Consider the following 11713-nt stretch of genomic DNA (forward strand, 5'->3'; position numbering starts at 1 on the left):
GGGAATACTGCCTATCAATTTTTCAGGACGGGAAGGCATAAGCAGAATTTTTTATTTGCTTTAAACAAGGGATAGAAGAAATACTTTTGCTTAGGAAAGTGAGTTAATCATAGTTCAAAGTTATGTGAAAAACTGTTTTCAGGATAGGTAACCTTTTTGTTTTAAAAAGAGAATATATTTTCTCAACAGGACAAATGGTAACCATCTATAAGTACTACTTATAAGGATAATAGGAAAATAGAAATTAATAATAAAGGAGAATGCGAAATGAAAACAGTAGTATCTGATAGAGATCTATCTGAAATCCGCGAAGAAGACGTAGATGTTTTAAAGGTAATGGCACATCCGGTTCGATTACAAATTGTAAATGAATTAATGCACCATAAAATGTGTAATGTTACGCAGTTAACGGAGATATTAAGACTCCCACAATCTACTGTTTCACAGCATCTATCAAAATTAAGGAGAACCGTACTCCGTGCAGAAAGAAGAGGGTTAGAGGTGCATTATTATATAGATAATGCTAAGGCTCGTCAGATTGTAGGAATTTTAGGTTTGTGGGGAAATAATAAGCAAAAAAGTTCCCTTTTATAAAGTAGGGAACTTTTTGCATGTTTATCAAAGTGTGTACCATTATAAAAGAATATGAGATTTAGAAAGGATGCCAATCTAAAATATTTTATATAGGGTGAATGGGGGAAGTAATAAGTAGCGGCTACATTACATTTTAAAATGACACACATTTGACACTCCCAACCCTAAAGGGGCCAGCAGACTAACATCAGTGGGATTCTTGCTAACAAAGGCGAAGTCTATTTCTGGTATCGCTGACGTGCAAGATTGCGGTGTGCCATCACCACTCCCACAACAGACCATATAGGTTCGTGGGCTACGGTACTGTGACCATACCGTACAGATTGTTGGTTCTCAAATCACGAAAACAATTAAATTGATACATTTAAGTTGCAAGTTATAAAAAATATTAAAGGGGGGATAAAGCATTATTTAAAATTGTAATACCTTTGCAGAGATAAAAAAGTTATTTAATTGAAGCGCCTGTTAGTTAAAGTAAGTCTTTTAAAAGCAAGTTCCAATGTAGGATCATATTTGTTATTCTCAATCGCATTAATCGTTTGTCTTGAAACATGACTTAATTTAGCTAAATCTTCTTGGGAAAGCTTTTGCTCTTTACGTAAAATACGAATTATGTTCTCCATTTTTATGAACATCACCTTTAAATTTGTCAAAATTTTTTTACATTTATAAAAGTGAAAAAACGATAATCCTTCTACACTTTAGATAGAAAGAATATCGTTTTTTTTATTTTGGGGGTATTTTTATTTGTTAGCTTGATAGGCGATGGGGTAGCACCATATGTCCATCAAGATGATATGGTGCTACCCCATAACGATGTCAACATATTTTTTCGTTTTTTGAGTGAGTAATTTCTTAAATTGGTGAAGAAAAGAACTTTGTTCTTTTTTTATGTAAAATATTCTAATTTTGCATTAGGAAAGAACTGTTTCATATAGGAATACAGATGATTTTTTATATCCTCTTCTTCTTCTTTTTGATAAATGTATTTTCCAATTCCATATTTCCCCCATTTATATCTTCTTTTCTCTTCGTCTAATTCTAATTTTGTCATCGGATAGTTTTTTTCAATCACTCTCTTAGCTGGCTTTGTAAAACGATGTTGAATAAACTCAAATGTAATATCATCCCGGGCGTCAAGAGGTAATTCAGCATTTAGACGTTCAAACATATGATAGTATCCATCCTGCCAGCCTTCATGAAGATATATAGGCGCTACAATGAAACCAAGTGGATATCCTGCTCTAGCTACTTTTCCTGCTGCCTCAATTCGTTTCGCTAATGGAGAAGTTCCTGGTTCAAAGTTTTTAATCACATAATCAGCATTTATACTAAAACGAAATCTTGTTTTTCCATTATGTTTAGCATCAAGTAAATGATCTACATGGTGGAATTTCGTAACAAACCTTAATTTCCCATATTCAGATTCTCCAAAATGCTCGATGGCCCGTTTAAGGGTATGCGTTAAATAATCGATTCCTACAATATCTGAAGTACACGACGCTTCAAATCTTGTTACTTCAGGTGCACGCTCCTTCATATATTTATCAGCAACCTCTAAAATTTCTTCAACATTTACATACGTTCGTATATAAGGCTTACTTCCCATCGTTGTTTGTAAATAACAATAATGACAATGTCCCATACAGCCCGTTGCAAAAGGAATTGCATACTCTGCTGAAGGTTTGGAAGTATCAAATTTCAGTGTTTTTCTAACACCAACAACAAGTGTAGATTTTGCTACTCGATATTTTTGAAAATCGTTATCGCCTGGCAAATCTCTTACTTGATTATGGGAAGTAGTATGTCTAATTTCAACATCCATCTTTGAAAACTTCTCAAAAAGATCTTTCCCCAAAGGATAATCTAATGCTTTAGGTTCAAAATATACAAGCTTAGGCATAAATGGCTTATTCATTCCAACATCCCCTCTGAAATATCACCATAATAGTAAGTGTACGCTTGGTTTGCCTCATCTTCTGTAGCATATACAGCCATCTCGTTTGTTAGGGGATAATATGTTTCGTAAAGAAATAGTGCTAATTCATTAGGTCTTTCAGGATTATTTACAACTGCTGCAGCTTGTATATTAGCTACATCCTGCGTGTGGGGATTTCGATAAAAAATATAGACAATGTCACCAGCATTATACGTGTTACTTTCAGAAGAAAATTCCATTCCATCACCATCTCATTTCATATAATTCAATGTGCAAAGCTTTACTTTATAATGTTCCTGTGGTGTAACTATTTAATTTCATTGATAAGATTACGTCATACAAATATACTTTCAAATATGAATAATAATTGCACTGCCAAAAAGGCAAGCATATATCAATGCTTGCCTTTCGTTCTAACGACGATGTTCAACAAGATCAATTACACCTAAAACAACGTGAGCTAAACCAAACCCAAATACCGTATTTGCAATCATTTTATTAGTTCCACGAGTTTGTTTAAGAGCATAACCTGCTGCTGTCACTGCTGTACCTAGAGCTGTTGGAATTAATCCTTCACGAATGTCCACAGTGATGCCTCCTTGTATCGTAGTTAGTAAATTTGTTTTAATACTTTGAAGTAAAGCATTAAAACAAGTATTAGTATTTTTCTTTTTAGTAAAATTATGTGGAGTCTTTCATAAATAAATATTCCTAATTCATTACAACAATAGAGATTGAAGAAAAATATTATTCAATTTTCTTTTCAACCTGTTTTCTAGTACCAATTATGAATAATCAAAACTGTTTAGGCCCATATTAATCTGTGTTTAATACATGATAGATATGGAGTTGAATGTAAAATGGAACATAAAGGTAGAAATTCAACAGAAGATGCACTACTTCAGTACAAATATGGTTTGGGAGTATTTGCTGGGAAGATGCCGAAACTTACTGAACAATTTAATTCATTTACGGAAGAGTGCTTTAAAGATGGTGCGCTATCAAAAAAGCAAAAACAATTAATTGCATTAGGTATTAGTCTTTATTCTCAGGATGAGTATTGTATTATTTATCATACAAAGGGATGTATTGATCAAGGAGCTTCTGAACAAGAAATCCTAGAAAGCATTGGGGTAACGGCAGCATTTGGCTGTGGTCCTACTATGAGTCAAGCAGTAACACTTGTTCAAAGAAGTATAGAAGAATTAAGGAACCTGAATTAATTAGAATAGGATTGTTTGCATGGAAGCTTAGCTTTTTTATTTGTGGATTCGTAATACAAAAAAGAGCATCCCTATAACCAGGATGCTGCAACAGGAAAGAACACAGATTAAATTATAAAAAGAATTAATTATTTTATAATTTAATAATTTAATAATGAGACAGATAATATTGAGGAAATTAAGAAATAATTGAATACTCCTATATAATTATAATTGATTAAGAGTTGGAGTAGTATTCTGTCATCTGTCCTTTTTTCAGTTTTGTCTCTCTTCCCTCGAAAAGAAGAAAAGGAATTAACTAATAATTGTGGAAATCGCTTGTTTGTAAACCAGTTGTTGCTTACCATGAACCATTACAAGGACAGTGAATTTATCTGTTGAGAGGATCTGTCCACGTATGGGAACCCCACTTTTCAAAAATATAGTGCTGTCCCCTTTTTTCACTTTTAATTGTTCATACGTATCTTCTTGTAAGTTATACATGGAAAATGCCCCCTATATTTATATTTCCCTTCTAATCCTTCTTGCTATATAACTATCGTATCATATTTAAATTAAAATACCGCTTTAGCTACATATTTCGCAATAAATTTATCGGAAATACAGAAAGAATATTATCTTTTGTAAAAGTGGATTTAATTTTTTTTATAAACGATAATGATGTTATTTTAGTCACAAATAAAAGGAAAATACGAACTGTAGCAAATATTATCAAAGATTAAAATGAATAGCGTTAATCGATTTATTCTACTATTTCCTCCTAGAAAGAGTACGGTCAAAGGTACTCTTTTTTCATTTTAATTAGCTTGCCATCCCTTAAAGGAATACGCATATATTTTGTATGTGAGGCTTTTTCACTCATATGACCCTCCCTAAAAAGAGCACTTGTTTACGGTGCTCTTTTTTAGCACCTAAAAATTTTTTAACATCCGACATATAGAATTAATAAATTGTATTTTATATTATATAAGTAACCTCAACGCAAACTTTACTATTAATTTTATCCCTGAAAGGGCCTACCCTTGCAAAAGGCCCTTTTTAAAATTTGTCTCGTTTCAGGGGAAACAGTAGTATAAGCGACTTTTTTGTCATCTAATACTTCAACTTGTTCCCAATCTTTAAAAGCCACAATGGCATAACTTATTTCTTCGTTTGATTCGTTACCATTCGATATAGTAAGTTCTTTTCCATCATTTTCGGAAAAGATAGCTTGAAGTTTTTTCTTCATTTCTAGTAATAAATAGTGGTTCATAGAGATCGCAAAGACTATTGCTAGAGAAGTAATAACATTTGGATTTAAGAAGATCACTTCTAAAAACAAAAAGAAGAAGACCACCCGTAAGCCGGCAAAGCGTGGGCGGTCTTCTAAAAAACATAAAAAAATATAACAATCATCAAGTAAGTTTATTATAGCATCAATAAATAGGATTTCCAATATGTAATATTGCATATATATAGATTTATTTATGTTTTATCTATATAGTTTAATTGTCTGTTATTTGTTTTAATTCATTTACTTATATTATTTTTGAGCGCTCCAGCAATGGAGCCTTTTTTTATGCAATAAAACATTTTCTTTACATTATTTAGTCGATGTATATTAGCTTCTCCTTCTTAAAAGATATCTATATTTTACCAAAATATTGTATAGACGACCAGTCTTTTTATGGGAATTTAGTGAGTTAATAGTATTAAACTTGAAAATAGTTTTTATATCGAAAGTAGTAGATGGATTATTCTGTATGTCAATCGATATGCTAAATTGCATATCTAAAAAAGTATAATTTGTTAACGTTTTCAAAATGAGGAATATTCTTATAAATTTCTGTTAGTATCAAATTTGTACTTATATAATAAAGAAGGGGATGTTTATATGTTAAAAAAAGTTGCATTAGGGATATCATCGTTAACAATGGCAGCAGTAGTAGGTTTAGGAATGGCACCTGAGGCATCAGCAGGACCAGCAGCACCGTTAACTTCTTTAAATGTGGTTAAAGTGGAATCGCAATTAGGTGGGGTAGAAACTATTAATCCTAATAGTTTTAGTACAACTAGAGATCATGGTGGAAGTTATTTATATGTTTATACACGAAAAATTGGTTATGGTCAATTTCCTTTTGCAAAAATGGACGGATTTGATGTGAAAAGTGTTGGTTCACAAATAATTGGTGGTAATCCTATAGTTGGCTGGGAGTATAAATGGGATGTATCAAAGTTTAAAGAGGGAACTTTCGAGTATCAAAAAACTTCAATAAACCATCCTAGAAATACGTTACGAACTTCTATATACATTAAATAATCACTTAATCCATAGTAAAATAATCCCCACGCATTGTGTGGGGATTATTTTGGGTAGGTAACCAGTTAGGTTTTCAATCTGACTTGAAAAATAAAAGTTGTTTCTTTATTGTATCATGAGCTAGTAACAAGTTATGATGCACTTTTACATATTGGTTTGTATGTAAAGAAAAGAAACCCTAAGGTGTCTTCCGCCGATTTGAACAACTTTAATTTTAATAATATGTATTGGGGATACAGCCGAGATACGTGTAAAAATAGGTCATAGTCTTACTTTTACTCCCAGATTCAACATATTGAACTGATAAATAGGGGGTGGTGACAGGATAGCTGATACTATCCCTTAGCGTAGAGTAGTAAAGGAAAACCTTTTTATTATTAGGTTTTTTAGTTGGTATTTTTACTTTTATTTCTAGAGGAAATTGTACCAAATATTGCCCCGGACATTGCTCCGATTAAAGTCATAAAAATTGCACTCCATGCTGCAAATGACATAATTACACCTCCTAATAATAAATTATCGTAACTATCTAAAGCTATTGTTTCTTAGCCTTTTTAATAGAAATGATGATTGCAATAACTATTAAGAAAATAAGAGGAGACCAAGCAAAGAAAGACATTTTAGTATTCTCCTTTCAATATTAATTTTAAATATTTTATAAACTAATTATTACATGTTTATAAATTGAACATACAGAATATGTAATATTACATATCGAATTGTAGAACGTGAAGAAGTGAAGACGATAGTTGAACAAAAACGCTATTTGATAAGTAAACGCTAAAAAAGAGCACTATAGATAAGTGCTCTTTTCGAAAGTGAGTATAAATTCCTATCATTCTATACTAGTTTATGCTCTACAGTATGTAGTTGCTACAAACATGGATGTCAGTTTTTATTTAAGAATAGAGGCTTCCTGTAATAAAGCCTCTATAAAAAGGACACCTGAAGTTACGTTATAGTAAATTCAATTGTAATAGGAGTACCTCCATCTAGGACAGCTCCTCCTACAATAGTAGCAGTAGTAGTAACTCCAGTAATAGTATCACCTGTTTGGATTCCGCCGTTAATATATAGCGTTAAAAATGTATAAGAAGCAGGGAATGTTGTTACAGCTCCAGCATCATCAGTGAAGTCAGTGTTTGCAAAAGTTAAATCGGCTCCAGCAACAGGAACTGTTGCTGCTGTACTTACAAATCGTCTTCCAGCGATAAACGGTTTAAAGATAGCCAATTATATTCACCTCTTTTCAGAACCTACTTGGCCAAGATTTACTGTAAAAAGATGACTTGTGAGTTCCATTCGAAATCAATATATGAGTTTTCGGAATGTAAGTTGCATATACGAAAAAGAGCAGCTAGCAAAAGCTAACTGCCCAGTCTTAAGGAAAATCTAACTGGTTACAGCACATTAAAGATGGGTTATCTATAGTATGGACGGAATATTGTGTTTTATTCAGAGAGGTAGAGGGAAATGAATAAATTTATGCTGTTCCAACTTGGTTTTGGTCTGCAACATCAGCATCAAATGTGTTCGTTGCACTAACACCGCTAAAGGTATTAGCAACAAAAGCAACATTGGATGAGCCTGAGCCATTATAAGCTTTTGTATTTTCCTTTGGAGAGACGTTATAAAAATCACCTAAGTTGAAAGAACCGTTACTATTTTGTACAACCATGTTTCCAACAATAGATGGCATCAGTTTCACCTGCTTTCTTAGGAAGCGTTTAAATTAGAATATGGTCTATGAGTCTAGATGTTCATGTGAATCTGAAAATTTTAAAATGAGGGATGTTAGAAAACCTAATAAATCTCTTTGGGAGAAGAAGAATCTTGAAGGTGTAGGAAAGGTGCTTCTCATTGAAGAGAGTTATTACGATTGGATTGCAGAATGTGTTAAAAAAACAAATAAGGTCCAAATGAAATTCTATAAAATGATGTTTGGTTTAGGTGAAAATATAAAAGTTATTAGGCCGAAGAGTCGATTTGAAGCAGTTGGCTATTACTTAATGGATGTTATAGGTTTTGGAGATATTCATGATGTTGTTATTGAGGAAATGGATCCGACTGAAAAGGTTGAGTGGGAATGTATTGGATTCCCTGTCTATAAAACGTTAGAGGAAATTCACATGGAGAAAGAAATAGGTTGGTCGGATGATACACGATATTTTGTCTTTAAAAACTATAGATAAAAGAATAAAAAATAGAAATACTAGGTTTTTTCCATGAAAACACCAATAGAAGGAAGAGTGAAATTTAAAAACTAGAAAGATGAAAACATTGTTTGTAAATTGATTTTTAACATTTTATACAATTTATCATCTAATAAATATTAGAGAGAAGGAGGTGTTGATGTGGACCGATTTAGAAGAATGTCTGATACTCAAAGGTTTATAGATCCTGCAACTATAGGACCGACTCTCCCGCCAATCCCATCCATTACTTTTCCAACGGGTCCAACGGGAGTAACGGGTCCAACGGGAGTAACGGGTCCAACGGGTCCAACGGGAGTAACGGGTCCAACGGGAGTAACGGGTCCAACGGGTCCAACTGGAGTAACAGGTCCACCTGGAATAACGGGTCCAGCCGGAGTAACGGGTCCAACCGGAATAACGGGCCCACCTGGAATAACGGGTCCAACCGGAGTAACGGGTCTACCTGGAATAACAGGCCTAACCGGAATAACGGGTCCAACCGGAGTAACAGGTCCAACCGGAGTAACGGGCCCACCTGGAATAACAGGCCCAACCGGAATAACGGGTCCACCTGGAATAACGGGCCCACCTGGAATAACGGGTCCAACCGGAATAACAGGCCCAACCGGAATAACGGGTCCAACCGGAGTAACGGGTCCACCTGGAATAACGGGTCCAACCGGAGTAATAGGTCCAACCGGAGTAACGGGCCCACCTGGAATAACGGGCCCAACCGGAGTAACGGGTCCACCTGGAATAACAGGTCCAACCGGAGTAATACAAACGGCAAATGTATTGTATTTTACTTTTTCAGACGGACAAAAACTTGTCTATACAAATGCTGATGGTTTACCTCAATATGGGACAACACAGATATTGTCACCAAGTGATGTTTCCTATATTAATTTATTTATAAACGGAATTCTTCAGCCACTATCTTCGTACCAGGTTGTAACTGGGCAGTTAACTGTGTTAGCGCCTGAAGCTCCAGTGCAGGGAGCTTCAATTATTCTGCAATTCATTACTATTAGTTAAAAAAAGGACAGATTTCTTTATTAAGAAATCTGTCCAAAAACAAAAGATGTTGATTAAGTTACGATAAACTCAACAGTGATTGGAATTCCTGGATCTAATGTGTCTCCACCTGGGATTGTGATAGCACCAGTTGGACCAGTAGTAACACTAGAATTCGAACCTGGCTGCAATACGCCGTTTACATAGAGATTATAATACGTAAAAGTAGGGAATGCTGTAGCAGCCACACCAGCATCATTTAGACAAGCTGTAGCAGCAATCGCAAACGCAGCACCTGTCCCTGTTCCTGCACCTAGTGAGGATGTAAATCTTCTAGAAGCTATAAATGGAGGTACGATAGCCATTTGGTATTCACCTCTTTTTCGATTTTATTAGGACTAGATTATGAGAAAACTTGTCCTATATTGTATTCTATGACGTACTTAAATACTAGAAACGGCTTATGCATTAGGGTTTAAGTGCAATTATTAAATTAGATACATTGGTGTTGAATGAAAACGCTATTTTAATAGACAAGTAAACAATAAAGAACTCCTTTGACACTCCCACCCCTAAAGGGGCCAGCTGACTAACGTCAGTGGGATTCTTGCTACCAAAGGCGAAGTCCATTTCTGGTATCGCTGACGTGCAAGATTGCGGTGTGCCATCACCACTCTCACAACAGACCATATAGGTTCGTGGGCTACGGTACTGTGACCATACCGTACAGATTGTTCGTTCTCAAATGTTTTTACGTCTTTTGCATGACGACTTAATACATTTTACGGAGTAGAAGAATTGGCTACCCCAACCTCATATGTATTCTATTTTCAGAGAACAGTCGTTTTAGAGTCTTTTGCATGACTATGAATAAAGTATACCATGTTTTTCTATGCAAAAACGATGCTTTCATCCCACGTCTAAAGACGGACTAAAGTCCTGCGTGGGCTTTCCCGTATCGTAAATTCTGTAATCTATGCTTTATTATTCTTTTACTTCAATGCTCTTAATATAGTAAGAAAATTAATAGGAGGGGACTATTAAAATGAATAAAAAAATTCTAAAGCAGTTGAGAAAAATGACTACAAATAAAAAAGGATTAAGTGCTGCTGTAGTAGCAGTAGGAATTATGAGTACAACTTTAATTCCTCAAAATGCCTATGCACATGGGTTCGTTGAAAAGCCAGGTAGCCGTGCTGCTTTATGTAGCCAGAATTATGGAGCTTTGAATTTAAATTGTGGCAATGTGATGTATGAGCCGCAAAGCTTAGAAGCGCCTAAAGGATTCCCACAAGGTGGACCGGTTGATGGGAAAATTGCTTCAGCAGGAGGCCTGTTTGGTGGGATTCTTGATCAACAAACAGCTGATCGATGGTTTAAGAATACGATTAAGGGTGGAGAGAATACATTCACTTGGAAATACACTGCTCCTCATTTAACAAGTCAATGGCACTATTACATCACAAAAAAAGGATGGGATCCAAATAAACCTCTAACAAGAGCGGATTTTGAAACAATAGGAACTGTAAAACACGATGGTTCTGCAGCATCTAATAATTTATCACATAAAATTAATGTACCAACTGATCGTAGTGGATATCATGTCATTTTAGCGGTTTGGGATGTAGCTGATACCGTAAATGCTTTTTATAATGTGATTGATGTGAATCTAGTTAATAATGAAAAACCAGATACAGAAGCACCAACTCAGCCATCTGGACTACAAGTAGTAAAAGCCACTTCAAATAGCGTAGAACTTAATTGGAAGCCTGCAACAGATAATGTAGGGGTGAAAGAGTATCAAGTGTTACGTAATGGAGAAGTAATTAATACTGTAGCGGGTACTAGTGTAGTTGATAAAAAATTAAGCCCAAACACAGATTACACGTATACAGTAAAAGCAGTAGATGCTGTAGGGAATATATCTAAGGAAAGTGAAGCATTAGTTATTAAAACAACAGTGGAAAAACCAGATACAGAAGCGCCAACTCAACCTAAAGGGTTACACAGTATGGGAATCACTGCCAATACTGTTGACTTAATGTGGAGTCCGTCTGAAGATAACATAGATGTGGATCATTATATTGTATACAGAGAAATTGCGGGGGTTACGAAGGAAATAGGTACTGTTAATACCACATCATTTATGGACAAGAATTTGCAAGCAAATACAACATACAAGTATGCAGTTTCTGCAGTTGATACGGCTGGCAATGAATCAATGAAAAGTGATATCTTAACAGTTACTACGAAGGAACAAGAAAACGCTTATGAGAAATGGGATTCGTATAAAGCATATAAAAAAGGAGATAGAGTAGTTCACGAGGGTAAGGAATACGAGGCGGCCCAAAGCTATCAAGGGAATGGGGATCCGAATTGGATCTTTGCTTTATCTTTATGGAATGAAATAAAATAGTAATTTAATTAGTAGCTCATTTTTCATGTAATC

At 34.8% G+C, this 11713-nt stretch carries 14 protein-coding genes and 2 pseudogenes; 6 read left to right on the top strand and 10 right to left on the bottom strand.

Annotated elements, in window-relative coordinates; translation table 11 throughout:
• Nucleotides 1-267: 267 nt before the first annotated feature.
• Nucleotides 268-594, top strand: coding sequence for an ArsR/SmtB family transcription factor (locus I6L50_RS29500; RefSeq protein ID WP_219303817.1), 327 nt, complete (start codon nucleotides 268-270; stop codon nucleotides 592-594).
• Between the two features lie 449 nt (nucleotides 595-1043).
• Here I6L50_RS29500 and I6L50_RS29505 read toward each other — a convergent pair whose 3' ends face one another.
• The 4 genes from I6L50_RS29505 to I6L50_RS29520 all read right to left on the bottom strand — a co-directional run bounded on the left by I6L50_RS29505 (nucleotide 1044) and on the right by I6L50_RS29520 (nucleotide 3120).
• A complete protein-coding gene (locus I6L50_RS29505; protein WP_219303818.1) occupies nucleotides 1044-1217 on the bottom strand; it encodes a helix-turn-helix transcriptional regulator in 174 nt (57 codons plus the stop codon).
• A 266-nt stretch (nucleotides 1218-1483) separates the two neighbouring features.
• Nucleotides 1484-2512 carry a spore photoproduct lyase gene (gene splB / locus I6L50_RS29510; RefSeq protein WP_219303819.1) on the bottom strand — a complete coding sequence of 343 codons (1029 nt, stop codon included), beginning with the start codon at nucleotides 2510-2512 and terminating at the stop codon, nucleotides 1484-1486.
• Nucleotides 2509-2772 carry a transcriptional regulator SplA domain-containing protein gene (locus I6L50_RS29515; RefSeq protein WP_219303820.1) on the bottom strand — a complete coding sequence of 88 codons (264 nt, stop codon included), beginning with the start codon at nucleotides 2770-2772 and terminating at the stop codon, nucleotides 2509-2511. The genes splB and I6L50_RS29515 overlap by 4 nt, the downstream gene beginning before the upstream one ends.
• A 174-nt stretch (nucleotides 2773-2946) precedes the next feature.
• Nucleotides 2947-3120 (bottom strand): hypothetical protein, encoded by a 174-nt coding sequence (locus I6L50_RS29520; RefSeq protein ID WP_000354585.1) that lies wholly within the window; start codon nucleotides 3118-3120, stop codon nucleotides 2947-2949.
• Between the two features lie 273 nt (nucleotides 3121-3393).
• Here I6L50_RS29520 and I6L50_RS29525 point away from each other — a divergent pair, with 273 nt between their 5' ends.
• The gene (locus I6L50_RS29525) at nucleotides 3394-3756 is read left to right on the top strand and encodes a carboxymuconolactone decarboxylase family protein (protein ID WP_219303821.1); all 363 of its coding nucleotides are present in this window, start codon (nucleotides 3394-3396) and stop codon (nucleotides 3754-3756) included.
• 294 nt (nucleotides 3757-4050) lie between these two features.
• On the opposite strand, the gene hfq is transcribed toward I6L50_RS29525, so the two are convergent.
• Both hfq and I6L50_RS29535 read right to left on the bottom strand, forming a co-directional pair.
• Nucleotides 4051-4239: an RNA chaperone Hfq gene (gene hfq, locus I6L50_RS29530; RefSeq protein ID WP_219303822.1), complete on the bottom strand. Its 189-nt coding sequence runs from the start codon at nucleotides 4237-4239 to the stop codon at nucleotides 4051-4053.
• 559 nt (nucleotides 4240-4798) lie between these two features.
• A pseudogene (locus I6L50_RS29535) lies at nucleotides 4799-5012 on the bottom strand (hypothetical protein); the annotation flags it as partial.
• Nucleotides 5013-5629: 617 nt separating this feature from the next.
• Here I6L50_RS29535 and I6L50_RS29540 point away from each other — a divergent pair.
• On the top strand, nucleotides 5630-6055 hold the full coding sequence (locus I6L50_RS29540) for a DUF4879 domain-containing protein (RefSeq protein ID WP_219303823.1): 426 nt from the start codon (nucleotides 5630-5632) through the stop codon (nucleotides 6053-6055).
• 386 nt (nucleotides 6056-6441) lie between these two features.
• Here I6L50_RS29540 and I6L50_RS35720 read toward each other — a convergent pair.
• From I6L50_RS35720 to I6L50_RS29550, 3 genes and pseudogenes are all read right to left on the bottom strand, one after another.
• Nucleotides 6442-6631 (bottom strand): annotated as a pseudogene (locus I6L50_RS35720) (hypothetical protein).
• Nucleotides 6632-7006: 375 nt separating this feature from the next.
• The gene (locus tag I6L50_RS29545; RefSeq protein ID WP_219303824.1) at nucleotides 7007-7288 is read right to left on the bottom strand and encodes a DUF4183 domain-containing protein; all 282 of its coding nucleotides are present in this window, start codon (nucleotides 7286-7288) and stop codon (nucleotides 7007-7009) included.
• A 250-nt stretch (nucleotides 7289-7538) separates the two neighbouring features.
• Nucleotides 7539-7754, bottom strand: coding sequence for a spore germination protein (locus tag I6L50_RS29550; RefSeq protein WP_078205660.1), 216 nt, complete (start codon nucleotides 7752-7754; stop codon nucleotides 7539-7541).
• Between the two features lie 85 nt (nucleotides 7755-7839).
• On the opposite strand from I6L50_RS29550, the gene I6L50_RS29555 reads away from it, so the two are divergent.
• Complete coding sequence (locus tag I6L50_RS29555) at nucleotides 7840-8247, top strand: hypothetical protein (RefSeq protein WP_374108435.1); 408 nt, start codon at nucleotides 7840-7842, stop codon at nucleotides 8245-8247.
• Nucleotides 8248-8427: 180 nt separating this feature from the next.
• Complete coding sequence (locus I6L50_RS29560; protein WP_219304042.1) at nucleotides 8428-9285, top strand: DUF4183 domain-containing protein; 858 nt, start codon at nucleotides 8428-8430, stop codon at nucleotides 9283-9285.
• 53 nt (nucleotides 9286-9338) lie between these two features.
• Here I6L50_RS29560 and I6L50_RS29565 read toward each other — a convergent pair whose 3' ends face one another.
• Nucleotides 9339-9629: a DUF4183 domain-containing protein gene (locus tag I6L50_RS29565; RefSeq protein WP_201053967.1), complete on the bottom strand. Its 291-nt coding sequence runs from the start codon at nucleotides 9627-9629 to the stop codon at nucleotides 9339-9341.
• 680 nt (nucleotides 9630-10309) lie between these two features.
• Here I6L50_RS29565 and I6L50_RS29570 point away from each other — a divergent pair.
• Nucleotides 10310-11680, top strand: a complete 1371-nt coding sequence (locus I6L50_RS29570) for a lytic polysaccharide monooxygenase (RefSeq protein ID WP_219303826.1) — start codon at nucleotides 10310-10312, stop codon at nucleotides 11678-11680.
• Nucleotides 11681-11713: the final 33 nt, after the last annotated feature.

It is taken from the genome of Bacillus sp. FDAARGOS_1420 (assembly GCF_019344915.1).
Classification (GTDB): domain Bacteria; phylum Bacillota; class Bacilli; order Bacillales; family Bacillaceae_G; genus Bacillus_A; species Bacillus_A mycoides.

What these genes read in the sequence shown, in the direction of transcription:
- I6L50_RS29500 (WP_219303817.1), top strand. Translation starts at nt 268, where the DNA reads ATGAAAACAGTAGTATCTGATAGAGATCTATCTGAAATCCGCGAAGAA.
- I6L50_RS29505 (WP_219303818.1), bottom strand. Translation starts at nt 1,217, where the DNA reads ATGGAGAACATAATTCGTATTTTACGTAAAGAGCAAAAGCTTTCCCAA.
- splB (WP_219303819.1), bottom strand. Translation starts at nt 2,512, where the DNA reads ATGAATAAGCCATTTATGCCTAAGCTTGTATATTTTGAACCTAAAGCA.
- I6L50_RS29515 (WP_219303820.1), bottom strand. Translation starts at nt 2,772, where the DNA reads ATGGAATTTTCTTCTGAAAGTAACACGTATAATGCTGGTGACATTGTC.
- I6L50_RS29525 (WP_219303821.1), top strand. Translation starts at nt 3,394, where the DNA reads ATGGAACATAAAGGTAGAAATTCAACAGAAGATGCACTACTTCAGTAC.
- hfq (WP_219303822.1), bottom strand. Translation starts at nt 4,239, where the DNA reads ATGTATAACTTACAAGAAGATACGTATGAACAATTAAAAGTGAAAAAA.
- I6L50_RS29540 (WP_219303823.1), top strand. Translation starts at nt 5,630, where the DNA reads ATGTTAAAAAAAGTTGCATTAGGGATATCATCGTTAACAATGGCAGCA.
- I6L50_RS29550 (WP_078205660.1), bottom strand. Translation starts at nt 7,754, where the DNA reads ATGCCATCTATTGTTGGAAACATGGTTGTACAAAATAGTAACGGTTCT.
- I6L50_RS29555 (WP_374108435.1), top strand. Translation starts at nt 7,840, where the DNA reads ATGAGGGATGTTAGAAAACCTAATAAATCTCTTTGGGAGAAGAAGAAT.
- I6L50_RS29560 (WP_219304042.1), top strand. Translation starts at nt 8,428, where the DNA reads ATGTCTGATACTCAAAGGTTTATAGATCCTGCAACTATAGGACCGACT.
- I6L50_RS29565 (WP_201053967.1), bottom strand. Translation starts at nt 9,629, where the DNA reads ATGGCTATCGTACCTCCATTTATAGCTTCTAGAAGATTTACATCCTCA.
- I6L50_RS29570 (WP_219303826.1), top strand. Translation starts at nt 10,310, where the DNA reads ATGAATAAAAAAATTCTAAAGCAGTTGAGAAAAATGACTACAAATAAA.